General features: G+C 31.7%; 31 protein-coding genes and 1 tRNA gene. 26 read left to right on the top strand and 6 right to left on the bottom strand.

Going from position 1 to position 25,255, the window contains the following annotated elements; all coding sequences use genetic code 11:
- Position 1: 1 nt before the first annotated feature.
- From ACVC08_RS14105 to ACVC08_RS14080, 6 genes are all read right to left on the bottom strand, one after another.
- On the bottom strand, positions 2 to 715 hold the full coding sequence (locus ACVC08_RS14105; RefSeq protein WP_452602507.1) for a hypothetical protein: 714 nt from the start codon (positions 713 to 715) through the stop codon (positions 2 to 4).
- 23 nt (positions 716 to 738) lie between these two features.
- Positions 739 to 2,100, bottom strand: a complete 1,362-nt coding sequence (locus ACVC08_RS14100) for a methylmalonyl-CoA mutase subunit beta (RefSeq protein ID WP_452602506.1) — start codon at positions 2,098 to 2,100, stop codon at positions 739 to 741.
- Complete coding sequence (locus ACVC08_RS14095; RefSeq protein ID WP_452597843.1) at positions 2,093 to 2,395, bottom strand: FtsB family cell division protein; 303 nt, start codon at positions 2,393 to 2,395, stop codon at positions 2,093 to 2,095. Before ACVC08_RS14095 ends, ACVC08_RS14100 begins: the two co-directional genes overlap by 8 nt.
- Positions 2,395 to 3,003, bottom strand: coding sequence for a uridine kinase (udk, locus tag ACVC08_RS14090; protein WP_452597842.1), 609 nt, complete (start codon positions 3,001 to 3,003; stop codon positions 2,395 to 2,397). Before udk ends, ACVC08_RS14095 begins: the two co-directional genes overlap by 1 nt.
- 72 nt (positions 3,004 to 3,075) lie before the next feature.
- The gene (locus ACVC08_RS14085; protein WP_452602505.1) at positions 3,076 to 3,495 is read right to left on the bottom strand and encodes a c-type cytochrome; all 420 of its coding nucleotides are present in this window, start codon (positions 3,493 to 3,495) and stop codon (positions 3,076 to 3,078) included.
- 7 nt (positions 3,496 to 3,502) lie between these two features.
- Positions 3,503 to 4,612 carry a PQQ-dependent sugar dehydrogenase gene (locus ACVC08_RS14080; protein WP_452602504.1) on the bottom strand — a complete coding sequence of 370 codons (1,110 nt, stop codon included), beginning with the start codon at positions 4,610 to 4,612 and terminating at the stop codon, positions 3,503 to 3,505.
- A gap of 123 nt (positions 4,613 to 4,735) precedes the next feature.
- Here ACVC08_RS14080 and ACVC08_RS14075 point away from each other — a divergent pair.
- The 26 genes from ACVC08_RS14075 to ACVC08_RS13950 all read left to right on the top strand — a co-directional run bounded on the left by ACVC08_RS14075 (position 4,736) and on the right by ACVC08_RS13950 (position 25,253).
- Positions 4,736 to 4,810: transfer RNA gene (locus ACVC08_RS14075), tRNA-Pro, on the top strand.
- 232 nt (positions 4,811 to 5,042) lie between these two features.
- Positions 5,043 to 6,290, top strand: coding sequence for a site-specific integrase (locus ACVC08_RS14070; protein WP_452602503.1), 1,248 nt, complete (start codon positions 5,043 to 5,045; stop codon positions 6,288 to 6,290).
- A 103-nt stretch (positions 6,291 to 6,393) separates the two neighbouring features.
- Positions 6,394 to 6,717 (top strand): ArsR/SmtB family transcription factor, encoded by a 324-nt coding sequence (locus ACVC08_RS14065; protein ID WP_452602502.1) that lies wholly within the window; start codon positions 6,394 to 6,396, stop codon positions 6,715 to 6,717.
- Between the two features lie 6 nt (positions 6,718 to 6,723).
- Complete coding sequence (locus ACVC08_RS14060; protein WP_452602501.1) at positions 6,724 to 7,191, top strand: SRPBCC domain-containing protein; 468 nt, start codon at positions 6,724 to 6,726, stop codon at positions 7,189 to 7,191.
- Between the two features lie 12 nt (positions 7,192 to 7,203).
- Entirely contained in the window at positions 7,204 to 7,587 is a 384-nt protein-coding gene (locus ACVC08_RS14055) for a DoxX family protein (protein WP_452602544.1), read from the top strand.
- Between the two features lie 9 nt (positions 7,588 to 7,596).
- A complete protein-coding gene (locus ACVC08_RS14050) occupies positions 7,597 to 8,238 on the top strand; it encodes a YdeI/OmpD-associated family protein (RefSeq protein WP_452602500.1) in 642 nt (213 codons plus the stop codon).
- Between the two features lie 28 nt (positions 8,239 to 8,266).
- Positions 8,267 to 9,121, top strand: coding sequence for an RteC domain-containing protein (locus tag ACVC08_RS14045; RefSeq protein ID WP_452602499.1), 855 nt, complete (start codon positions 8,267 to 8,269; stop codon positions 9,119 to 9,121).
- Positions 9,122 to 9,282: 161 nt separating this feature from the next.
- Positions 9,283 to 9,561 (top strand): helix-turn-helix domain-containing protein, encoded by a 279-nt coding sequence (locus ACVC08_RS14040; protein ID WP_452602498.1) that lies wholly within the window; start codon positions 9,283 to 9,285, stop codon positions 9,559 to 9,561.
- Positions 9,562 to 9,588: 27 nt separating this feature from the next.
- Positions 9,589 to 10,278 (top strand): hypothetical protein, encoded by a 690-nt coding sequence (locus ACVC08_RS14035; protein ID WP_452602497.1) that lies wholly within the window; start codon positions 9,589 to 9,591, stop codon positions 10,276 to 10,278.
- Positions 10,275 to 10,937, top strand: coding sequence for an ATPase (locus ACVC08_RS14030; RefSeq protein WP_452602496.1), 663 nt, complete (start codon positions 10,275 to 10,277; stop codon positions 10,935 to 10,937). The genes ACVC08_RS14035 and ACVC08_RS14030 overlap by 4 nt, the downstream gene beginning before the upstream one ends.
- Positions 10,938 to 11,038: 101 nt before the next feature.
- Entirely contained in the window at positions 11,039 to 11,638 is a 600-nt protein-coding gene (locus tag ACVC08_RS14025) for a restriction endonuclease subunit S (protein ID WP_452602495.1), read from the top strand.
- Between the two features lie 10 nt (positions 11,639 to 11,648).
- Positions 11,649 to 13,160, top strand: a complete 1,512-nt coding sequence (locus tag ACVC08_RS14020) for a type I restriction-modification system subunit M (protein ID WP_452602494.1) — start codon at positions 11,649 to 11,651, stop codon at positions 13,158 to 13,160.
- Positions 13,157 to 13,570: a hypothetical protein gene (locus ACVC08_RS14015; protein ID WP_452602493.1), complete on the top strand. Its 414-nt coding sequence runs from the start codon at positions 13,157 to 13,159 to the stop codon at positions 13,568 to 13,570. Before ACVC08_RS14020 ends, ACVC08_RS14015 begins: the two co-directional genes overlap by 4 nt.
- Before the next feature lie 7 nt (positions 13,571 to 13,577).
- Positions 13,578 to 14,855 (top strand): phospholipase D-like domain-containing protein, encoded by a 1,278-nt coding sequence (locus ACVC08_RS14010; RefSeq protein WP_452602492.1) that lies wholly within the window; start codon positions 13,578 to 13,580, stop codon positions 14,853 to 14,855.
- Positions 14,855 to 16,117 carry a restriction endonuclease subunit S gene (locus tag ACVC08_RS14005; protein WP_452602491.1) on the top strand — a complete coding sequence of 421 codons (1,263 nt, stop codon included), beginning with the start codon at positions 14,855 to 14,857 and terminating at the stop codon, positions 16,115 to 16,117. The genes ACVC08_RS14010 and ACVC08_RS14005 overlap by 1 nt, the downstream gene beginning before the upstream one ends.
- A 3-nt stretch (positions 16,118 to 16,120) precedes the next feature.
- Positions 16,121 to 16,636: a Pycsar system effector family protein gene (locus ACVC08_RS14000; protein WP_452602490.1), complete on the top strand. Its 516-nt coding sequence runs from the start codon at positions 16,121 to 16,123 to the stop codon at positions 16,634 to 16,636.
- Positions 16,633 to 17,226: a hypothetical protein gene (locus tag ACVC08_RS13995; RefSeq protein ID WP_452602489.1), complete on the top strand. Its 594-nt coding sequence runs from the start codon at positions 16,633 to 16,635 to the stop codon at positions 17,224 to 17,226. The genes ACVC08_RS14000 and ACVC08_RS13995 overlap by 4 nt, the downstream gene beginning before the upstream one ends.
- 29 nt (positions 17,227 to 17,255) lie before the next feature.
- Positions 17,256 to 17,969 carry a nucleotide-binding domain-containing protein gene (locus ACVC08_RS13990; protein WP_452602488.1) on the top strand — a complete coding sequence of 238 codons (714 nt, stop codon included), beginning with the start codon at positions 17,256 to 17,258 and terminating at the stop codon, positions 17,967 to 17,969.
- Positions 17,970 to 17,981: 12 nt separating this feature from the next.
- Entirely contained in the window at positions 17,982 to 18,215 is a 234-nt protein-coding gene (locus tag ACVC08_RS13985; protein WP_452602487.1) for a DUF2188 domain-containing protein, read from the top strand.
- Positions 18,215 to 18,562, top strand: coding sequence for a hypothetical protein (locus ACVC08_RS13980; protein ID WP_452602486.1), 348 nt, complete (start codon positions 18,215 to 18,217; stop codon positions 18,560 to 18,562). The genes ACVC08_RS13985 and ACVC08_RS13980 overlap by 1 nt, the downstream gene beginning before the upstream one ends.
- A gap of 10 nt (positions 18,563 to 18,572) precedes the next feature.
- On the top strand, positions 18,573 to 19,268 hold the full coding sequence (locus ACVC08_RS13975; RefSeq protein ID WP_452602485.1) for a DUF3800 domain-containing protein: 696 nt from the start codon (positions 18,573 to 18,575) through the stop codon (positions 19,266 to 19,268).
- Positions 19,269 to 19,766, top strand: coding sequence for a hypothetical protein (locus tag ACVC08_RS13970; protein ID WP_452602484.1), 498 nt, complete (start codon positions 19,269 to 19,271; stop codon positions 19,764 to 19,766).
- The gene (locus ACVC08_RS13965) at positions 19,738 to 20,124 is read left to right on the top strand and encodes a hypothetical protein (protein ID WP_452602483.1); all 387 of its coding nucleotides are present in this window, start codon (positions 19,738 to 19,740) and stop codon (positions 20,122 to 20,124) included. Before ACVC08_RS13970 ends, ACVC08_RS13965 begins: the two co-directional genes overlap by 29 nt.
- A 12-nt stretch (positions 20,125 to 20,136) precedes the next feature.
- Positions 20,137 to 23,262: a type I restriction endonuclease subunit R gene (locus ACVC08_RS13960; protein WP_452602482.1), complete on the top strand. Its 3,126-nt coding sequence runs from the start codon at positions 20,137 to 20,139 to the stop codon at positions 23,260 to 23,262.
- On the top strand, positions 23,262 to 23,963 hold the full coding sequence (locus tag ACVC08_RS13955; RefSeq protein WP_452602481.1) for a M48 family metallopeptidase: 702 nt from the start codon (positions 23,262 to 23,264) through the stop codon (positions 23,961 to 23,963). Before ACVC08_RS13960 ends, ACVC08_RS13955 begins: the two co-directional genes overlap by 1 nt.
- 3 nt (positions 23,964 to 23,966) lie before the next feature.
- Positions 23,967 to 25,253 (top strand): hypothetical protein, encoded by a 1,287-nt coding sequence (locus tag ACVC08_RS13950; protein ID WP_452602480.1) that lies wholly within the window; start codon positions 23,967 to 23,969, stop codon positions 25,251 to 25,253.
- Positions 25,254 to 25,255: the final 2 nt, after the last annotated feature.

The raw sequence follows: 25,255 nt of genomic DNA, 5'->3' as shown, positions 1-25,255 counted from the left end.
ATTAATGATTATGTCCTGCATGAGGGTCTTTTAATGGTTTAGAATCTGTTCCTATAACCGGTCTGTCTTTTGTGGTGTTATCTTGATTTGTCTTTTTAATTGTATTATCAATTGGTGTAGGGTTTTTTAATAAAGAGGGATCCTTAACGTCCATAAGCTTAGAGTAGAAATATTCGAAAGCTACAAATGTTTTTAAACTTCCATCTCCTTGTATTTGCCTAGCAACTCCTCTTAATGGTGTTAAGATTAATTTAGGGCGCATACTATTAGTAGATAGTAATGCATTAAAAGTTGTTTTAATATCTGTTATTTTTATATTATTAGCAATGCAATCCATAAATGGTGCAGAATAATCAAGTGTAGTTGTTTTACCCGATCTATTCCAAATATCGGGGTCGTTTTTTAATAGTTGTGCAATGTCATAACTATGTTTAGACGCTATATCTTCTACCTTTATTTTATCATTCATCGCATTTGTAATAAATGTTATGTAGGATCTAGATGGCGTATAGTTTGTTCCTGTTCCTTTAAAAAGGTTTATAATATCTTCTTCAAAAGAAAAAACAGCTTCTTTATATAGGTCTCCTTTTGGAAATTCGCAAGCTAAAACATTAGGTTTATCTGCATGCTTAAATTCTAAAGGCGCTTCTTTTTTACAGCTAACAGAAGTTATTAATATTGCAATTGCAAAAAGTTTAAAAAAGGTTGTTTTCATAGCTTTAATATTTAAAAAATTAGTTATTCTGTTTTTAATCGATTTTGTTCTGAAGTTTCAGCCAAACGCTTTGGTAAAATAGGTTCTATTAGTGTTTTTCTGGCATTTGTTTTTAAGAAAGGATAAAGTTCTAGATTGTCTTTCATTCTATCATTCTCATTTGGGTGCTTGTTTGTTCCTAATAGAACTAATTCTCCAGTATTAAATTGTTCTTGTTCTTTTTCAGCTGAAGCTTTTATTTTTTTCTGAATAGTACCTTCTTTTAATTGCTGTAAAAAACCGCCTCCATTTTCAATAGATTTGAAAATGTCTAAAGCTTTTTCAGCAAGTTGTTGGGTAATAGTTTCAATATAATAACTACCATCTGAAGCGTTTGTTACTTCACCGAAATAGCTTTCTTTTTTTAGAATTAATAATTGATTTCTAGAAATGCGCTCACCAAACTCATTGTCTTTATGGTATAAGGCATCGTAAGGTAAGTTGTATATGGTATCTGCACCTCCTAGAATAGCACTCATACATTCTGTAGAAGTACGAAGCATATTAGTATTGTAGTCGTATATGGTTTTATTACGTTTTGTAGGAAAAGCAACAATATTACAATCTTGTGATACGTTGTATTCTGTTGCTAGTGTACTCCATAATAGGCGTAAGGCTCTCAATTTAGCTATTTCAAAAAAATAATTGGTTCCTACTGAAACATTAAAGGTAATGTCTTGTTTTAAATTATTATTGAAGTGATTTAAGTACTCATTTGCATGAGCTGTAGCGTATGCTAATTGCTGTACTATTGTTGCTCCTGCGTTTTGATATAAACTAACATCTACACTTAGGGTGCTTTTTAATTGTGTGTTTGTTGTTACAATGTTATTTAATTGCTCATGATCTTTAGATATGTCTGTATACCAATTTCCAGACTTAGCCAAATTGCCAATAATATCTGTATGTACCGTTATTGCTGAGGCATAAGGATGTGCATTTAGATTATTAATAAATTTAGAGTCTAAAAATAGGAGTTTTAAATGTATAGGGGTAGAGGAGAGGTCTATATTTTGTAAAAGTTCTTCTATAGAGGTTGTTGGTTGGGAAATAATGAAGATAATGCTTTCTGCTCCTCTTTGTATAGCATTAATAGCTTTTTTATTAGCAATTTCTACAGTAGTAACAAAAATATATTGCCCTACAAACCAGTTGGAAGTAGGTATGTGGTATAATTTTTTTTCTTTAAAATGATCACTATGATAAAATGGTTTAACATTTATATCTTCATTTGTATTCCAAATTAAAGTCTCATTATAGTCGGCTCCTTTTAAGTCTGCTTGTATTTTTTGCTTCCAAGCTTTTGCATTTACTGGTGTAAAGCCATCAAATAAATTATTACTCATTATTTTCGGTTTTTAGACTGTCTTGGTATTCTATTATATATATGTCTTCATTATCACGCTTCATATAATATTCTTCTCGTGCAAATTTTTCCAATCCGTCTTGTTTGCTTAGCTCTTTTATGGCTTTTTTGTCTTTTTTATATTCTTCTTTATAATGCTCAATTTCATTCAGCTTTGCTTCCTTCTCTTTATTTAATTCTCGATGAAGTAACAAAGAATTATCATCTATAAATATCATCCAAATGGCAAATATTATAGTAATTATTAAGAATTTATTTTTAAGAAGCTTAGGCATTAATTAAGTTTTTCATTTATAATGGTACGTACAATGTTAACCGCTACAGTATTGTATTTATTGTTAGGTATAATAATGTCGGCATATTCTTTTGTAGGCTCAATAAATTGTTGGTGCATAGGTTTTAACGTGTTTTGATAACGTGTTAAAACTTCGTTGATGTCTCTACCTCGTTCTGCTATATCTCGTTTTAAACGCCTAATTAAACGCTCATCGCTATCGGCATGTACAAATATTTTTATATCGAACATATCTCTTAATTCTTTATTGGTAAGAATTAAAATACCTTCAACAATCATTACTTTTCTTGGGTTTGTAGTAATAGTATCTCCAGTTCTATTATGTTTTACAAACGAATATACAGGTTGGTTTATTGGTTGCCCACTTTTTAAAGTTTTAAGATGTTCACTTAACAAATTAAAATCTATTGATCTTGGGTGATCGAAGTTTATTTTTTTACGTTCTTCAAATGATAAATGAGTGGTATCTTGATAATAAGAATCTTGAGATATTATGCCAACTTCTCCTTCAGGAAGCTCATTTAATATCTGATTTACAACTGTTGTTTTACCGCAGCCTGTTCCTCCTGCAATTCCTATTATTAGCATATTATATATTATTTTTACGGTACAAATTTAGGAATTTGTAATCGAAAAAGTTTAAAATGAGGTCACACTTATTTACGGATAAATTTTAGAGACTTCATCTTCTGTAATTAATAATTTGTTTTCGTTACTCCAACTATTTGTTATGTAGTTCATTACATCTGCTATTTCTTTGTTTGTTAAGCCTTGTTTAGTCATAACGCCATTATATGTTTCTCCGTTAACAGTAATAGTGCCTTTTAAACCATATTTAATAGCTTTAATACTTGCTATACGTTTTTCTTTCAGATAATCTGAGTTATCTAAAGGAGGGAATGTATTAGTTATACCTTTACCATTTGGCATGTGGCAGGTAACACAAAAATCATTATAAACTTGTTTCCCCGCAGTGAAGGTTTGAAGAGTGTTTTTGTTGTTGTTTGTCTCTTTTTTTTCTGAATTACAGGTTGTTAATAACGTTATACACAGTATGGTAATTAAACCGCTTAATTTCATGATTTATTTATCTTAATAGTTTTATAATTCCTAAATTTTCTACTCCCACATAGATATAACCATCTGGTCCAGCTTCTACAGAACGTACCCTTCCTATGTTTTCTAATAAACGTTCTTCTTTTATAACTTTATTATCCTTTAAAAAGCAATGTTGTAAATAGTTAAACTTTAAAGAGCCTACTAGAAGGTTCCCTTTCCAGTCTCCATATTTATCTGATGCTATAAATGCCATACCACTAGGTGCTATAGATGGAGTCCAATAGTGTAGGGGTTGCTCCATACCTTCTTTTTTAGTTATATCGGTTATTTTAGTACCGCTATAGTTTTTACCATAGGTAATTACTGGCCAACCATAATTTAAACCTGGTTTAATAATGTTAATTTCATCACCACCTCTTGGGCCATGTTCATGAGTCCATATCGCTTTTGTTACTGGGTGTAACTCCATACCTTGTGGATTTCTATGCCCATAAGAGTAGATCGCCCTTTTTGCATTTATATCTTTTACAAAAGGGTTATCTTCTGGAATAGAACCATCATCATTTAGGCGATATACTTTTCCTCCATCTTTGGTAATGTCTTGCGGATTAACATCTCTATTACCTCGTTCTCCAATAGTAAAGAATAAATAACCATTGGTGTCAAAAACAATTCTAGACCCAAAATGCTGCCCTCTAGAGGTGTTGGGTTCTGCTTTATATAATAGTTGTTTATCTATTAAAGCATTATTTTTAATTCTGGCTCGCATTATAGCAGTGTTACCGCCTCTACGGTCTCCTTTTGGTGAAGCGTAAGAAAAATAAATCCAGCCATTATTTTTATAATTTGGATGTAAAGCTATATCTAGAAAGCCTCCTTGACCTCTAACATAGATTTCTGGTAAACCCGAAATTTCAGTTTTAACGTTATCCTTAAAGTGAATTAGTGTGCCTTCTTTTTCTGTAATTAATATAGATTGATCTGGTAAAAAAGTAAATCCCCAAGGGTTATTGAGTTGAGGTACAATAACTTCGTAGGTTGCTTTTTTATTTGTTTTAGTTTCTTCTTTTTTATTTTGAGCACAACCTGTAAAACTTAGAGAAAGGATTAATAGGCAAGTAGAGATTTTAGAGATCATAAGTAAGAAAAAAAGTTTTTACAATTTACAATAAAAAATAGTTTCAAATTTAAATAATAGTGTATATTTGCACTTCCAAAATCAAAAAAACATAGTTTGGCTTTTGGAAAAAGATAACCTACTCGGGGTGTAGCGTAGCCCGGTTATCGCGCCGCGTTTGGGACGCGGAGGTCGCAGGTTCGAATCCTGCCACCCCGACTAAAATTAATACCAAAGAAAATTAAAACCTTGTAAATCGTATGATTTACAAGGTTTTATGGTTTTTGGGTTATCATAAGAATTGAATTAATATGGTTTAATTCGGTTCACAATTCGGTTCACAGTTTTAAAATACAAAAAGTGTGAACCGAATAGACACTTAAAATACTGTAATTGAAATAGTTGATTTGACTTTCGTCTTGACAAAATGTTTAACTAAAAGACGACAACTATGCAATCACAAACTACCTTTACCCTATCATTTTGGGTTAATGCCACACGAGTAAAAAATAATTTAGTTTCAGTTTTCGCAAGAGTAACTGTAAATGGCAAACGAGCAAATATCAGTTTAAAACGAAAAGTAGTTTTATCCGAATGGGATTCTAATAAAGGTAAAGCAAGAGGTAATAAACAAGAATCTCGATTACTCAACAGATATTTAGACCTGGTTAAAAACAGAATTTACGAAGCTCATGATGAACTAGTAAAAGAAAAAGTCTTTATCTGTGCTCAATCTATTAAAGCTCGCTTTTTAGGCGAAGACAACGAAGAGTATTCTTTATTAACATTAGTAGATTATCATAATACACAAATGAGTGAATCATTAACCTATGGCACTTTAAAGAACTACTTCACTACTCAAAAGTACATCAAGTTATTCCTAACTAAAAAAAGAAAAACTCAAGATGTGTATTTATCACAACTAACATTTCGTTTTTTGGTTGATTTTGAAAAGTTTCTACGTTTATATGTTCCAGAGGACCATCAAAAGAAAATGGAAAATAACACAGTAATGAAGCATATTCAACGACTTCGCAAAATGGTAACATTAGCTTATAAAATGGAATGGATAGATAAAGATCCCTTCATAAAATTCAAGCCAACATATATTAAGAATGAGCGCCAATTTTTAAGAGATGATGAATTACAAAATATTATTAAAAAAGAATTTGAAATTGAAAGATTAAATTTTGTCAAAGATTTATTCATTTTCAGTTGTTATACTGGCTTATCTTATATAGATGTAATGAACCTCAACGAAGAGAATATCGCTATTGGTATAGATGGTGGAAGGTGGATTATCACTAACAGACAAAAAACACATAATAAAGTTAAAATTCCACTTTTACCAATTGCTGAAGAGTTAATTAAAAAATACAAAGGCCATATTAAGATCAAGAAAACAAAGACCTTATTTCCTAATATATCAAATCAAAAATTGAATTCTTATTTAAAAGAAATTGCTGATTTATGTAATATTAAAAAGAATCTTACCTTCCATATTGCTCGACATACTTTTGCTACAACAATAACATTAAGTAATGGTGTTCCAATAGAAACTGTTTCAAAATTATTGGGTCATACAAAAATTGCTACTACCCAAATTTATGCTAAAGTTATTGAAAGAAAAGTAAGTGATGATATGAAATTACTTAAAGAAAAATTTAATTCTAAACAGAGAGAGAATAAAGTAGGTTAATAGTTTTAGATACTTTTTGACATAATTTACGCTAAAATATATCAAAATATTTGCGCAGTTAAGTAGTTGCGCATATATTTGCAGTCAAATAACTGCGTAAAATATGAAAGCAAGACGAGATATATTTCAAGCCATAGCAGATCCAACTAGAAGAACAATAATAACTCTAGTTGCTCTTAATGCGATGACACCTTCTGCAATAGCAGAAAATTTTGATTCATCTAGACAAACAATTTCAAAGCATATACAAATCCTAACGGAATGTGAAATTTTAGAACAAGAACAAAATGGAAGAGAAATATACTATCATTTAAATCCTGAAAAAATGAAAGAAATTGCAGCATTTATTGAACCCTTTCGAAAATTTTGGGACGATAAATTTAATAAACTAGAAGTAATAATGAAAAACCACCAATCAAATAAATAAAATTCTATGCAACAAAAGACAAAAATAAATGCTGAAAACGATAAGCAAGAATTAATAATAACCCGTGAATTTGATTTACCATTAGAATTGCTTTTTAAAGCTTATGAAGATAAAGATTTATTTGAACAATGGATGGGTTCCAATCTAGTACACTTTGAATTTAAAGAATATGGTAAGTACCATTTTGAAACTAAAGACCCAAAAGGGAATGTAATTTTTAGTGGGAAAGGTACATTTCATGGATTTATCCCAAATGCAATGATAGTTAGAACTTTTGAAATGGATGTATTCTCGATGCCTGCACAGCTCGAATTTCTAAATTTCAAAACCCTAACCAGTAATACAAGCGAACTGACCATGCACATTATTTTTAAATCGGTTGAAATAAGAAATGAACTATTAAAAAAACCTTTTGCTATAGGTCTCGATATGGCTTACAATCGATTAGAAAAAACTTTAAGTAAACTAAAATAAGACATTATGGACATTACGAAAAAAAACAAAATCATTTATTGGATAGCAACCATCTGGTTAGCATTAGGGATGCTTTCAACAGGAATCGTACAATTAATTAAAATGGAAGAAGAAGTCACAAACTTTACAAATTTAGGCTATCCACTTTATTTAATGACTATACTCGGCATATGGAAGATTTTAGGTGTTATAGTTATTCTCATTCCTAAATTTCCTTTATTAAAAGAATGGGCTTACGCTGGTTTTTTCTTTACTATGTCTGGTGCTATAATTTCACATTTAGCAAATGGTGACCACATTGTAACACTTTTTGGTCCAGCTTTACTTCTTATACTAACAATAATATCTTGGTGTTTTAGACCAGCAAATAGAAAACTCACTCTAGTTAATAAATAATTGAATAAAATGAATAGTAAAATTGACTTATATCTCGAAGAAGGGTGTGGACGATGCGAATTATACCGCACACCAAATTGCAAGGTTCATACTTGGAAAGAGGAGCTGAAGCTATTAAGAAAGTTTGTACTCGATTGTGGTCTGACTGAAGAATTGAAATGGGGCGTTCCATGTTATACTTTTCAGAAAAAAAACATCTTAATTGTAGGTGCATTTAAAGAGTTCTGTTCAATTAGTTATTTAAAAGGAGTTCTATTAAATGATATACATGGCATTCTTCAAAAGCCAGGAGAAAGTACACAATCAGCACGATTAATAAAATTTACAAATGTTCAAGATATAATCGAAATTGAAACTATTTTGAAAACCTATATTTATGAAGCTATTGAGGTAGAGAAAGCGGTTTTAAAAGTAAAATTCAAAAAGAGCCCTGAACCTATTCCTGAAGAACTACAAGAAAAAATGAATGAAGACCCTGTTTTTAAAACTGCTTTTGAAGCATTAACACCAGGAAGGCAAAGAGGATACATTCTTCATTTTTCTCAACCTAAACAATCGAAAACTCGAAAGTCAAGAATAGAAAAAAGCACACCTCAAATTCTCAATGGAGTTGGCTTAAATGATAAATATAAATCAATGAAGAAAAAATAAAATGTAGATACTAATTTACTAGTAAAGTTTGAACCAAAGAATAAACAACCTACTGATAGATTTAAATGAGCAACTCAATTTTGTTAATATTGAAATTGATGATCCTATAGAAATATGCGAGCAAGCTATTGGTATTACTTTAAAATCACTTGAAAAATTAAAAAAACTAATTCAAAAACACAATTTCAAATCTCAAGATTCTGAAATTATATTTTTTAAAGAAATTAAGCCTCAATTCACCTCAAAACTTATCTACTATAATAAAATCTATAAAATTGAAACAAAAAAACCACATGGTGGTCAAAGAATTGTAAAAAAGTATTATAAGAGTGAATTACAAAAGCTAAAACTATTTTTCGATAGTGAGTTAGAGTTTTATAGATATTTTAGAACAGGTAGCACTTACCTTGATTATAAATACTTCATTCGAGGTAAGTTTGATATTAAATTAACTTTAAACTCGTTTTATTTTGAATCTGACACTAGCTTTACAACTACACATAGCTATAAGGTGGCAAAAATTATTGCACATGATTTATTGCAAGTGTATTTGGAAGACAAATTATTAGTAATGGACAATAAGCAACCAAAAGAAAAATCACAAGTCAGTCCGAAGGTAAGGCAAGCATGGACAGGTTCTAAAGTAGCATTAATCGAACTTTTATATGCATTACATTCAGAAGGTGTATTAAACAATGGTGCTTCAGATTTAAAAGATGTAGCTGCTTATTTAGAACATGTATTTGACATTGATTTGGGTCAGTATCATAGGGCTTTTCTAGAAATTAGAGTTCGTAAATCTGATAGAACTAAATTTCTAACTTCATTAAAAGAAAACCTTACCAAAAGAATGAACAATACGGATGAATCATTTGGACGTTGATTTAGATCTGTTTAAAAAAATCGCTCACAACTTCGGTTTATCTTGTGAACAAATCACTTAAAACTACTGCATATTTGCCAAACGAAAGTCAAATCACATTAATAGCTGCCATTGATAACGAGAGTTTGATTTGGTAGCTATTTTAACCAAAATCGTTTACTATGGCAGCAACAATTATCACTACAGAAGATCTTCGAGAATTCAAATTAGAATTATTAGAAGACATCAAAGCAATTATTAATCACCAATCAGGTTTCGCACCAAAAAAATGGTTAAAGTCACCAGAAGTTCGCGACTTATTAAGTATCTCACCTGGAACCTTACAAAATCTTCGTATCAACGGCACTTTACCTTATACAAAAGTAGGTGGTGTTATCTATTACGACTACGAAGAAATCCAGAAAGTAATGGAAGAAAATCGCATTCATAACAAATTCTAGTTCCCACGAAAGTGGGAATCTTTCCATATGCAAAAAGTGAATTACATATTACATCTAAAAGGGGTGTTTATTCAATTCTCTAAAGACAACCGTTTAAATCCAACACATATAAGTCTATATGTGGCATTATTTCAAATTTGGAATAACAACCGGTTTTTAGATGAATTCTATATCAATCGTGAAGAGGTAATGAGCTTTTCAAAGATAGGCTCTAAATCAACGTATCATAAATGTATTAAGGACTTGAATCATTGGAAATACATTATCTATTATCCATCACACAATCCATTCAAAGGAAGTAAAATTAAGATGTTCAATTTTGAAACAAGTTCTAAACAAGTTTTGGACTCATACAGTCCCAAAAATGGACAAGCACTGGTATCTATTAATAAACATATACAAACAAATAAAAACAGTAATAAACTAGACAAGCCAAAAAATGAAAAAGAGATTATTGATTTTTTCAAAAAGGAAAATTGGCCTATAGTTGAAGCTCAAAAATTCTTTAATCATTATCAGGGTATTGGTTGGAAGGTTGGTGGTAAAACAAAAATTGTTAATTGGCAAGCAACCGCTCGCAATTGGATGCTAAAAGCAGAAGAAATTAAAACAGAGAAAATACAAAAAGGAGTTAGCCAAAACTCTGTATCGAGCTTGTCGAGAGGTCAAGACAACCTTAAGACTGTGAAAAATAAAAACTACAATGAACCTCTATGAGTAATCTACAACCACATATAATTCAGGAAGGAAGTGTTCAGTATCGATTAGGAGAATTTAAAAACAATAATATTTCATACGATTTCAAGAAGATTTTAATTTACCTAGATGCAAAAGGAAAACTACTGTTTGGTAAAAACTTCAAGATTTATGAAGAAGATGAGATTATTCTTTACAAGCTATGCATTTATTTTATAAGAGATTTTGAAGCATGCAAAAAATTAAATATAGACCCAAATAAAGGTATTTTGCTATCTGGTCCAGTGGGTTGTGGTAAAACAAGTTTAATGAAATTACTTCGACACATAGTACCTCATTACAAACCGTATGAAGTAATTCCTGCAAGAAATATTACATTTTCATTTAATAATATTGGTTTTAAAACCATTGAAGAATATGGTAACAGTAATTTCTATTGTTTTGACGATTTAGGAGTAGAAACAACTGGAAGACATTTCGGGAAGGACTGCAATGTAATGGGAGAAATTCTCTTATCGCGTTACGATTTATTTCTAAAACGCAACATTAAAACCCATGCAACAACCAACCTAAATGCACAAGAATTGGAGGAAAGATATGGTAGTCGAGTCCGTTCCAGAATGAGACAACTTTTCAATTTAATTGCTTTTGATCAAAAAAGTAAAGATAAGAGGATGTAGATTAACTTTCTATTTTTGCAGTATAACGATTATGTATAATTATTTTTGAGTGTATTGATATTTTACATATATTTGCAGTATAGTAATTATGTAAACAATTTATGCAAATAAAAAACACAACATTAAAAACGCTTTTACAAGGAGAAGGAATTTCTTCTGGGTATTCGTTTCGTGGTAAGATTGAAGATGATTTCAATGGCAAACTAAAGGTAATACAATTAAAAGACTTAATAAATGATTATACTGCAATTGGTGAAGAATGTTATAAAGTGTCCGCAGAAGGTATTAAGGAAAAGTATATTCTAAAAGATGGAGATATACTCTTTATTTCTAAAGGCCAGAATAATAATGCTATTGCCTTTAGTTCTAATAATAAAAAAGGAACATATATAGCATCATCTGCGCTGTTTGTAATTGAAGTAAATCGTGCAAAAGCTTATCCAAAATATATTGCATGGTATTTAAATCAGTTGCCTGTGCAAAATTACATCAAGCAAAATCTTACAGGTACATACACACCAACAGTTAATCGCAAGGTAGTAGAAAATATTCCAATTCAACTTCCAAGTCTAGAAGAGCAATTTAAAATTGCAGCTTTAGGTGAGTTAACAATAAAAGAAAAATTAGTACATACTCAAATTTTAGAGTTAAGAGAGCTATTAATCAACAACCAATTATTAAATCATATTAACAAAAGATAATACAATTAAAATGATAGATAAAAAACCATCACAAGATCAAATCAACGCAGCGTTATGGAATGCTTGCGATACCTTTAGAGGAGCATTCGATTCATCAGAGTATAAAAACTACATTCTGGTATTTATGTTTATTAAATATTTAAGTGATGTTTGGGAAGATCATTATCAGGAGTATAAAGAAATGTATGGCGATAATGAAGAACTTATTCAACGTAAATTAGGTAGAGAGCGTTTTATTTTACCAAAAAACTGCACCTTTAAATACATTTATGAAAACAGAGACCATCAGGACATTGGTGGTATAATAGATAAGGTACTTGGGCAAATTGAAGAACAAAACATAGAAAAGTTAGATGGTGTATTTCGTAACATCAGTTTCAACTCAGACAAGTTGGGGCAAACAAGAGACCGCAACCGTCGTTTAAAAAATTTAATTAACGACTTCGCGCAACCAGAACTAGATTTCCGTCCATCACTTTGGGATGGCAAGCAAGATATTTTAGGGGATGCTTATATGTACCTATTAGAAAAATTTGCTTCAGGAGCGGGTAAAAAAGGCGGTGAATTTTTTACGCCTAAAGAAGTATCTAGTCTATTAGCAAAATTAGTTGACCCAAAAGAAGGCAACCGTATTTTCGACCCTACCTGTGGTTCCGCATCATTATTAATCAAAGTGGCAGAAGAAGTAAAAGATAATCAGGGCAATCCAACCAATAATTTTGCGCTATATGGTCAAGAGTCTAATGGAGATACTTGGGCATTAAGTAAAATGAACTGCTTTTTGCATAGTATGGATTCGGCTCAAATTGAGTGGTGTGACACCATCAATAATCCAAAACTCATTGAGAACGATAGCTTAATGAAGTTTGATGTAGTAGTCGCAAACCCACCATTCAGTTTAGATAAATGGGGTCATGAAAATGCTGAAACAGACAGATACAAGCGATTTTTAAGAGGTGTGCCACCAAAGTCTAAAGGCGATTATGCCTTTATTCTGCACATGATAGAAACCGCATTACCAACAGGTAAGGTAGGTGTAATTGTGCCACATGGCGTATTGTTTAGAGGAAGTGCCGAAGGTAAAATACGTCAAAAACTGATTGAAGAAAATCTATTGGAAGCTGTAATTGGCTTACCATCCAACCTCTTTTTTGGAACAGGTATTCCGGCCGCCATATTAATTTTTAATAAAGCAAAAACAACCGATAAGGTGTTGTTTATAGATGCCAGTAAAGACTATCAAGATGGTAAAAAGCAAAACATTCTACGTAAGCAAGATATCAATAAAATTGTAGACACCTTTAAGCAGTTTGCTGAAATAGAAAAATACAGCCATCTGGCAAATCCAGAGGAAATTGCCGAAAACGACTTTAATCTCAACATTCCACGTTATGTAGACACCTTCGAGGAAGAAGAACCTGTAGATATAGCGGCAACACAACAAGAAATTGAAAGACTGGAAAGTGAGTTGGTTGAGGTACGCGCGAAAATGGATAGTTACTTAAAAGAATTAGGGTTATGAGTAAAGAATTCCAAAACTGGATAAAATCAAAAGATGATTTTATAAAGAAGCAAGCAGTAAATGCTGCAAGCCAATTAGATTTAGCTTGTGAGTTTAAAGGGTATTATATAGAAGATAATGACTACTATGGTAGTACAGAGCCTTTTCCTTTGTTCAAATCTTTTGAACACTACCAGGAAGATACACCGTCTACAATGTTCATAGACCATATCCGCTATTTTTTTGAACTAAATAATGAAAGTGAAAAACATACAGCCACAGTACATTTTAGTGAAGCAAACCAAAATGGCGTGCTGTTTTCTATTGAAGAAACAGTTGCAGAAGTAAATCTTAATAATAATGAGGTTTTAGAAGAGCACTTTAATAGCTTGAAAAAATTAATGAGTAAGAAGTTTAATCTTAATAAGTAAATAGCTCATGAAAAAAGTATTACGACTTAAAACCGAATTCGAAAGGATCATAAAAAGAGCTGATGAAATTCTCATAGCTTCTGCTATGATAACAGATTTTGGCTTGTCTCTTTTTAATAAGCGTAACCAAGATGCTTTGTTTCAGGTTTTGGTCGGTATAGACTTACCTACGCAACCATCAACATTACAAAAAATGTTTGACAATAAGGTAGAAGCTAGAGTGCATAATATTAAAGGGCAATTTTTTCATCCAAAAGTGTATATGTTCAAAGTAGATGATAGCTGGGTGGCTTATATAGGTTCTGGAAACTGCACACATGGTGGTTTAGAGCGTAATATAGAAATGTCAATTAAGGTAGAAGATGAAGAAACGGTTGAAGAATTAATAAAATGGTTCAGTATTTACTTTGATAAGCATGGACAAGTGCTAACACAAGATTTTATAGATGATTATGCAGTAATGTTTAATGCAAGACGGGATTTAGAGGCAGATTTAAATGCAAAAATAAAATCCTTTAAAAACGAAACAGGTGTTTCTAAAGGAAGACGAAAACTATCGGACTATAATTTTTCAGGTCAGTTTTTTCAATTTGAGCATTATAATGCGTTTACAGGAACAAAACCTATAACAGATTCACCAGAAGCTAGAAAAGAACGATTAGTGGTTCAAGAAAAATTGTTAGAGCTACATGAAGAGCTGTACCCGCTAATGCAAAAAGAAGGTTGGCAGGTGTATGAGCACCACATGTCTCAACACGTAACCTCATCCTATATGCACAATGAGCGCGCATCAAAAGAGCTTACCGCTATTTGGTTGCATTATGGACGTAGCGAACCAGAATTGGAAGCCTACCAAAATGCGTATGGTGATAACATGACATCGCTTTACCACATGCGTTTAGAGGTGCTTATTACTAAAAACCATTTATGGGTAGAGTTACGAGTAGGTAAGAGAGACGGTAGTTATCCAGATAGAGAGTACATCAAAACCCAATTAAAAACTAACCCAAGCTTTGTAACTAACTATTACAACTTGGTAAAAGCATTAGATAAAGAATATACAGTAACTATTGCAAATGAGTACGTTCATGTTAATGAGTTTAAAGATGAGGAAGATTTAAAAGAATTTACGTTACAGGATAACCCAAGTAGATATTATTTCAGAATAGGTAGGGAATACCAACCTGATGACAAAGCCATTTCAGAGAAAACGATAGTGAGTACAATTATGTCAGATTTTGAAAAATTGTATCCATTGTATCAATTATTAAAACATAGCCTATAATGACCCACAACACCGACATAACACCGACAAAAGTCCACAGAGATGCCAAATTAGGAGTAATTCCTGATGGTTGGAATTTGAAAACTTTGGATGAAATCGGAAGCTTTACCAAAGGAAAAGGTATTAGTAAGAGCGAAATACTAGAATCAAGTGATTCTGGTTTTTCTTGCGTTCGCTATGCGGAAATATATACCAAGTATCATAATTATGCATATACATTTGAGTCCAGAATAAATGAGGAATCTGCTAATAATAGTAATGAAATAAAATTCGGTGATATTTTGTTTGCAGGATCTGGTGAAACTTTGGGAGATATCGGAAAGGCTATAGCTTATTTAGGTAATGATAAAGCCTACGCAGGTGGTGACATAATAATTTTTAGACAAGAAAATGAAGACTCAAGATATCTTGGGTTTTTAATGAATAATGATTTTGTTAGGTCTCAATTACACAAATTGGGTCAAGGACATTCGGTAGTTCATATATATGGCAAAAGCCTAAAAAAAGTTAAAATCCCAATCCCACCACTATCAGAACAACAAAAAATAGCCAAAATTCTAGCCACTTGGGATGTAGCCATAAATAATCAAGAGGCATTAATTGCTCAAAAACAAGAACAAAAGAAGGCACTCATGCAACAATTGTTAACTGGTAAAAAACGGTTTGCTGGGTTTGGGGATGAGTGGGAAGAAGTTAGGTTGGGTGAGATTTCAAAATCATTTTCAGGCGGGACACCTTCAAGTAAGAACTACGATTATTACAATGGTAATATACATTGGATAAAATCTGGAGAATTAAATCAGGTTATTATAACAGATACAGAAGATTTTATTACGGAATTAGGTTTAAAAAACTCTTCAGCTAAAATAGTTCAGCCAAAAACACTTTTAGTAGCAATGTATGGTGCTACAGCAGGTGTTTGTGCAATTACAGAAATCAAAGGAGCGATTAATCAAGCTGTTTTAGCAATTATTCCTTCAGAAAAAATAGACAATACATTTTTGTTTCAAAAATTGAGAATGATAATGCCATCTGTTGTTCACGCTATGACTCAAGGTGGTCAACCTAATTTAAGTGGTGGTATTATAAAAAAAGTTAAAATCAAAATTCCTGAATTCATAGAGCAACAAAAAATAGCAGAGGTTTTAACAGCTGCTGATAATGAGATAACAGCTTTACAACAACAGTTGCAACAACTAAAAACACAAAAACAAGGGTTAATGCAGAATTTATTAACCGGGAAAATTAGAATAAAAAATTAGTGTATGGAAGAAATTAAAGAAATAGAACATTCAAGATATGTATTGGCAAGGTTCGACCATTACATAGAAGGAGCTAATAGTAAAGGCAACTTTCTTTTGGCTTTCAGTGCCTTTTTGTTTGGTTTTATTGTAACCAGTTTTAAAACAATTATGGAATTTAATAATTCAGTCGCCAAAGATTGGACAGTTGGGTTATTAATAACAATTCTTATTATGGGTTTGGTAAGTATTGCCTTTACTATTGCGGCGGTATTTCCTTTTTTAAAAACAAATAATTCAAGTAGTAAAAAATACCATTCGTTGGTCTTTTTTAATTCAATTGCAGATATGGAAGAAGATAACTTCCTAAAGCAATATAAGAACCAAAAAGATAAAAAAGCATGTAAAGATATGGCTAAACAAATCTATGCAATATCTAAAGGGTTAAAAACTAAATATTTCAGAATTAGTTGGGCGATCAGGTTGGTGTTTGTGCAATTGGCTCTGCTTTTACTAATTATAATAATCAAGGTAGTATGAGTTTATTTAAAAATTATAAATCAGGTATTGAAAGTGTCTTGAGCAGATCAGGGCAACCGTTTCAAAAAGGATTGAATTCACCTTATATATTACTGAACGAAAGTAGAAAAACTTTTTCTTCAGTTCCTGCAACTATTGAACCTAATTCTAAAACCATTTTGGAGTTTGATTCTAGTCAATTACAAAAGTACTTTGGGCCAAATAAATATTCATTTGATAAAGTTACAATCGGTAATCACCCAGATTTTGAATATTTAGAAGACAACCAAATGCTGAAGCATCATTGTGTATCAATGTTTATTGATATTAAGGGTTCAACACGTTTGGCTTTAAAATATTCGCTTGAAGAAGTTCGGTTAATAAAAGACACATTGTTGACGCTTTGCATAAATGTTGTAAGTCATTTTGGTGGTCATGTACATAGGCTACAAGGTGATGCAGCTTTTGTACAATTTGTTAGAAAAGACTCAAACCCAAGTGATAGCATAATTAATGCGTTAAATGCGGCAAGTGTTTTATGTCAAGCTGTTTCAGAGGACTTATCATCTGCCTTCGTTAGTTATGGTTTGGACCCATTAAAATTAGAGTAGGTATTGATTATGGTTCTGATGAAGAGGTAATGTGGTCACACTATGGTATTGCTAATTGTAATGAATTAACAACAACAAGTTTACATACAGATTTAGCAGCGAAGTTACAACACAAGGCATCTGTGAATTCTATCAGAATTGGTAAAAATTTGGTAGATGCAATTGAAATGAAAGAAGACTATATTTCTACACCAAGAATCATTAAAAATGGCGAATATGTAGATGACCGTTACATTATTCAATCATCAGATTTTAGTTATCGACAGTTCGATTTTAACTGGAAAAAATATTTAAATAGTTTTTCATTTTATAAACAAAATGGTAGTGGTAAACTCGAAATATTCGATAATCAATTTACGTTAAAAGCAATGGTTTATCAACCAGAAAAGGAATACAATAGCTCATTATATTTTGAGAATAATTATGCAATACTAAAAGGAAGATTAATCAAATATCAGTTAATGTACAATGGTTCGGAATATCATAGAAAACATTACGAAACGATTACTTGGGAAGCATATAATTATGGAAAAGAAGCCATAAAAGCTAAAGATGAACATCATGATTTCGAGAGAAAGTTCGCGAATAAAACATACTGTATTGCCCATGCAGGCTATCAAGGAAATCATTATTTGAAATGCACAATAAAAAGAACACATTCTGATAACATCACATTAAAATTTCCAATTTACGTTGATGATGAATGGGATAGAGAAATAGATATAAAAAGTTTGTTAAACTAAAATTTTAAAACAATGCCAAGAAAAGAAAGACATGTAGTTCCTAATCCAGATGGCGGTTGGGACTCAAAAAGAGAAAAAGCACAAAGAGCTTCAAAGCACTTTGAAACCAAAAAAGAAGCTATGGACTGGAGTCGCCAAAAAAGCAGATCTGAAGGTTCAGAATTAATACCGCATAAACGCAATGGTCGTATCCAAAACCCAGACAGTCATGGTAACGACCCTAATCCACCAAAAGATAAAAACTAATGAATATACAGTTAGAACAGCTATATGGTATTTGGAGGCACGAGCATAATGGTGTAATTACAGACTTTAATGTTAGGGTTTATGATGAACAGCATCATACAGGTATCTCTATGTTTACAGTGTTTAGATGGACAGATGAGGGCTCTGAAATTATTTATGAATGGCATGGTGTGCCGGAAATAATAAATTATCCAGACCAGATTTCAGATATTAATGTACATCATTTAATATCGACAGAAGAAAATCTAACCTATCAAAATCTAAAAATTTGGCATTTCACCAATAACCTAATGATTTTAGAATTTGGAGATGGCTCAAGAGTAGAATTTCAAAAATTAGGAACTTAAATGTAATAGCATGCAAAATATATTTATAGACGAAAGTTGCCATTTAGAACACGATAATATTCCAATTATGTGTATTGGGTATATAAAAGTACCTCAAAATCAATACACGCAATTAAAGGAACACTTTGAAGCTTTAAAATTAGAATACCATACCCCAGTAGAGCTAAAATGGAATAAGTTTTCTAATAGCAGATTACCGTTCTATAAAGCACTAGTAGATTATTTTTTTAACAACCCTTTAGAGTTCAGGTGCATTTTAGTTAAATACAAAGACCGCCTTAATCATAGCGATTATAATAGCGGGTCTCACGATAATTTTTATTACAAGCTCATCTACTTTTTACTAAAAACAAATCCGTCAGAAGAACAGTATAGAGTATATCTAGATATTAAAGATACGCGTGGTAAAGAAAAACTAAATAAAATACACGAGGTCTTTACACAGTATTACAAGGGAGAATCGCCATTTACGCATTTACAACACATTAGATCCCATGATAATGTGTTTATCCAGTTAGCAGATTTCTTTATTGGTGCTATAACCTATAAGACAAGAATGAAATCCAATCCAGATTTGAATCATGCTGGCAGATTGGAGTTTATAGAATATTTAGAAGAAGCTTCAGGATTTTCATTAGATGAAGGTACGGTACCATGGGAAACTAAATTCAACATCTTCGATCATCAACCTAAAAAGAGTGAGTAGATGGAGTTGGATGAACTAGATGAATTGATATTGGGTTTAGGCATTGAACCTACCGATGAGGAATTGGAAGAATTGTGTGAAGCTTTTGAAGACGATTTTGTACACAATGCATTTACCATAAATGGTTTAAATGTAAAAGTGATTTTGCACAATTCTAAAGTTGAGGGCTATGAAGAATACCCAGAAACGTTTGTACATCTCATAACTCGTAAAAGTAAAAGCGGTCACAGGGTTTTTGATAGAAATAGAGCAAACAGAGTGCATTGGATAAAATGTATACTGCAAAATCGTGACGAAGAAGAGATTTTATGTTTTAAGCATACAGAAGGCAATGGAGCAGTAAGAGATTACTATTGGTATGAAGAAGAAGATTTTTTAGTGATTATGGAAGAAGTAACCCCTGATTATATCATTATAACGAGTTTTTATATAGACAATGATTACAATAGAAACTATTACAGAAAAAAATATGAAGCATACCTTAAAAATCAGGCATAAAAAAACCGCAAATTACGGTATTGCGGTCAACCAGATCCTTTTCCCTTTGGGAAATGATAGTACAAATATAAACCTTTTTTTCGATTTACATAATATATATAGCAACAAACATACCAAAACAGAGAAAATTAAGGCGAAAATCATTTCCCCAAAAAAGAATATAGTTTCCCCAAAAACAAGTACTAGAGTTAAAGCTATAATAAAAGACATAACTAATAATAATAGTGTTTTTGTAAGTTTTATAAGGGGTTTAGAAGGTTTTGAGGTTAGAAATAGTGTTTTTTATAACAAGGTTCAATTCCCCAAAAAACCAAATAGTTCCCCAAAAACAAATACAATTCCCCAAAAAGGGAAATAAAAGAATAAAATAATGGCAGTAAATTATAACGAGTTTCATGATTCACAATTACCGGCAATAAAATTGCTTAAAAAACTCAACTGGCAATACATCACACCAGAGGAAGTCTTTAAAGCAAGAGGCGAATTGCTATCTAATGTCATTTTAAATGATATTCTCGCAGAACAATTACACAAAATCAATCACTTTGAGTATAAGCGCGAAAAATATAAATTCTCTACAGGTAGTGTCCAAGGGGCAATAAATGCCTTAAAAAGTGTACCTAATGAAGGTGTAATAAGAACTAATGAGCATGTTTATGATTTACTAACCTTGGGTAAAAGCTTTAACGAAACCGTAAAAGGAGACCGTAAGGCTTACACTATGAATTTTATTGATTGGAAGAATCCAGAGAACAATGTATATCACATAACCGAAGAATTTGTTGTAGAGGGCTTAAAAGGGAAGCGTCGTCCAGATATTGTGTTGTTTGTAAATGGTATTCCTTTTGTAGTGATAGAAAACAAAAGACGAGATAAAAACCTATCTCTTGACGAAGCCATTTCACAAAGTGTTGGTAATCAAAAAGAGGAAGCCATACCTAAACTATTTCATTATGCACAAATCTTAATGGCAGTACAGCCAAATGCAGCTAAATATGCAGTAACGGGTACAGATGCTAAATTTTGGGCAGTTTGGAAAGAGGATACTGAAAATGAAGTTCAAAAACTACTAAAGCGTACAGTTAATAATACACAAGCAGAAGATAGGTTAGTTACAGAACAAGACAAAGCAATATTTGCCTTATGTCAACCACATCGATTACTCGATATGGTGTACAAATATGTCGTATTCGATGGTCCAGATAAAAAAATATGTCGCTATCAACAATATTTTGCAGTTCAAGAAACCATCACTAGAATAAAACAACGCAATAAAGATGGAAACCGAAAGGGTGGTGTTATTTGGCATACAACTGGTAGTGGTAAATCATTAACTATGGTAATGTTGTCAAAGGCTCTGGCATTAGAAGAGTCTATTGAAAACCCTAGGGTTATTATTGTAACAGACCGCATCAGTTTAGACAAACAAATATTTAAAACCTTTGTAAACTGTGGTAAAAGTGTCAAAAAAGCGAAAAGCGGCAGCAACCTCATTGAGTTATTACAAGATAAAGGAAGCGAAATCATTACCACAATTATCGATAAGTTCAATATCGCATCCAGTAGAATAACTTTTAAGGAAAAATCTCAAAACATCTTTGTATTGGTAGATGAAAGTCACCGTAGTCAGTATGGTACAGCGCATGCGCAAATGAAACGCTTATTGCCCAATGCATCATACATAGGTTTTACGGGCACACCATTGATGAAATCGGAAAAGAACACCTCTAAAAAATTTGGTGGCTTTATCCATAAATACACCATAGATCAGGCTGTAAAGGACGGAGCAGTATTACCATTATTATATGAAGGGCGTTCCGCAAAACTATCAATCAATAAGGCACAGATAGATAAAGGCTTCGAGAGGCTTTCAGAAAATTTAAGTGAAGATGCACAAAAAGATTTAAAGAAGAAATTTTCTTCAATCAGTAAAATATTTGAGTCAGAACATGTAGTCAATGAAATCGCCTACGATATTTCGAAACACTACACTCAAAACTGGCAAGGTCATGGGTTTAAAGCACAATTAGCAGTACCTAAAATTGATACAGCAATTAAATACCAAAAGTATTTTGAAGAGCAATTAGACCCTACTTTAAGAATAAGTACGCGAGTAGTATTTACGCCACCAGATAGCAGACAAGATAATGACGATGTGTGGTCAGAAAGCAGTAACGAGTCCAGAAATTACTGGAATCAATTGATGGCGAAACATCGTAATCAAGAGGAATATGAAAATGATGTCATAGCAAAATTTAGCGACCCATCACGCGAAGTGGAATTAATAATAGTGGTTAAAAAATTATTAACAGGTTTTGATGCACCAAGAAACACAGTACTATATTTAGCAAGACCTTTGGTAGCACACAATTTATTACAAGCCATAGCTAGGGTAAATAGATTGTTTAAAGGAAAAGAACATGGCCACATTATTGATTATGTTGGTATTTTAGGAAAACTAGATGAAGCATTAACAGAGTATAGCGCACTAGAAGATTTTGATGAAGATGATTTAACCAATGCATTGGTAGATATCAAAGATGAGGTGCGTAAAGTACCAGTAAAACATGCCGATGTAGCAGATATTTTCAAGCAGGTCTATAATAAAAATGACATAGAAGCTTTAGAGCGTCATCTTGCAGAAAAAGATTTACGCGATGAATTTTATGAAAAACTTTCCAACTTTGCTAAAACACTACAAACTGCGTTAGCGTCTGATGAGTTTTATCAAGAATTTACAACACAGCAAATAGGTTATTATAAAAGCGAACTAAAAAAGTATCAAAGCTTAAGAGTTTCGGTGCAATTCCGCTATGCAGAAGTGGTATCATACAAAGAATATGAACCTAGAATTAAAAAACTTCTAGACACTTATATTGATGCAGACAAGGTAGATGTATTAACATCCGATTTAAATATTTTCGATAAACAACAAGTAGAAGAAGCTTTAGAAATTTATGGTAAATCACCAGCTTCAAAGGCGGATTTCATTGCGCATCAAATGAAAAAAGTAATAACCGAAAACATGGAGAAAGATGAAGCTTTTTATAAAAAGTTTTCAGATTTAATAGAAAGAACTATAAGAGATTTCAATGAAGGAAGAATTGATGAAGCAAAATATTTGGAAACCATTTTAAAAGCTAGAACAGATTTAAATCAAGGCTACCAAGAAGGTATTCCAGACGTGTTATTACACAAACCTGAAGCTAGAGCATTTTTTGGAGCACTAACTGCTGTTTTGTCAAACAAACATGGCGAAAATGTAGTTAAAGGAATAGCAAATGATCTAGCGAGTGCATCTGTCTCAATTTCAAAAATTGTAGAAGAGTTAACCATTAGAGATTGGAAACGTAATCTAGATGTGCAAAGACAAATGGAAAATGATATTGAAGATTATTTAATAAGCCATCGTAAAGATTTAGGTTTAGAAATAACCTTTGATGAAATCGACAACATATTAGAGAAATGTTTAAAAGTAGCTAAAAACAATTTTTAATGCATTCTATCAATTACGGAACTAAAGAGTTGTTTTTTGAATTAAAACAATCCGAGAGAAAATCACTAGCTATTGAAGTGTATCCAGATAACTCAATAAAGGTGTTAGCACCCTTAAAATCCGACTTATTGGAAATAAAAAAAGTAGTACTAAAAAAATCAAGATGGATAATCAAACAACAAAATTATTTTGAACAGTTCCTTCCAAAAACACCAGAAAGAGAATATGTGTCAGGCGAAACACATTATTATTTAGGTAAAGGATATTTGCTGAAAATAAGACCGGGTGCAGAAAACAAAGTAAAATTAAAAGGTGGTTGTTTTAATGTAGAATATAACGGAAATAAATCGCGGCAAATAACTAAAAACTTATTAGCGAAATGGTACTATCAACATGCTGAAAAAAAGTTTTTTAATGTTGCCGAAGAAGTGTTTCAAAAATTCAAAGAATTTGAAATAGAACAACCTAATCTTGAAATTAGACGTATGGCCAAACGATGGGGAAGCTGTAATAAAAACGGAAAGATTAGTATAAATCCAGAAATTATTAAAGCCCCAACCAAGTGTATTGAATATGTCATTTTGCACGAAATGTGTCATTTAATACAGTTCAATCATAATAAAGAATTCTATAATCTATTATCTCAAAAAATGCCAAATTGGGAAAAATGGAAAAATAGATTAGAACAAAACCTATCTTAATAAATGAGTACAATTAAAAAGAAATTTTATCATCATTTTTGGCACAATCCATCTTGCCAAAATTTATTTCTACTATCAAAAGAAGAGTTGTTAGAGACAAAAACTTTTGGTTCAGGTAAAAATACATTTACCTTCTCTACAAATAGAATAATTATTTCAAACGTTCAAGAAGGAAGCGACGATGTAATAGAAACAGTTAAATCAAGAAGTGAAATATATAATATTGATTTAGACAGTTCGATTGGTGAAAAAATTGAATATTTCAAACCAATTTTAGAGCAGTTCTTTAATAGCCGTTTTAAAAAATCTTTGGATAAATTATCAGATGATGTAGAAAAAAAAGGTTGGAAACTTTTCATGAAAGTGGTCAAAATTCTAATTAATGAAGACTCACGCGAAACTAATGTGATTAAATTATTGCAACACTATGGTTTTATTGGCAAACATATAAATAGTTTCAAGGAAGCAGAATCCAGTTTTGAAAAGATGTTGATTCCCTCAAAAGGAAATGAGTTAATTAATGAAAAAACAATAAGCACATTTTTTGAAGGCATAAAGTTTATTAAAGAATACTATGTAAATAGTTCTTACAAAAACTTATACAATACAAACCAAATATTGGTAAACACATTAAATAACGAAGATAATTTTACTTCAAGAGTTGAACTATTTGGCAAGCTGTATGACGCTAAAATATTAGCACCTAGTGCAGATGACGCTTTCATGGAATGCACACATTGCGATCCATTAACTTATAGAGGCGTTTTTCAATTGCGCTTAAACCCAAAAAAGTTAAAGAGCCTCAAATGTCCAGTTTGTGCTAAAGAACTCACATATTTTGTGCCTTATGAATTACATGAAGATGTTTATAACATTGTTAGGGAAAAAGATGGTTTGTTGTTAAATGCCCTACGTAATAAATTAGATACCCACAGTATAAAGTATCAATTGAATCCAACATTCTTAAAAAACATAGAAATCGATTGCTTATTTAAAACAGAAGAATCAATATTTATTGTTGAAGCTAAAATGTATAAAATCAATACCTCAAAGGCTAAATTAAAAAGTAAAATACGGAAGCATTTTGGAAAGTTAGTCAAAGATATTACCCGATTAATAGAACTCGAACAGTTTAAAAACCAACCGATAAAGCCAATACTTTTACTGAACATTCCAGACAAAGAGTTATTGACAGAAGTTAATCATGAGCTGAAAACAAAGAATCGTGATGCTATTTCACGACAAGTAAGTATCATAAATTTAAGTTTATTAAAGTTTAAAGAAGAATAAGA

It is taken from the genome of Pontimicrobium sp. MEBiC06410 (assembly GCF_053601615.1).
Note: the sequence above shows the minus strand (reverse complement) of the source record. Positions and strands in the feature narration are given on the sequence as shown.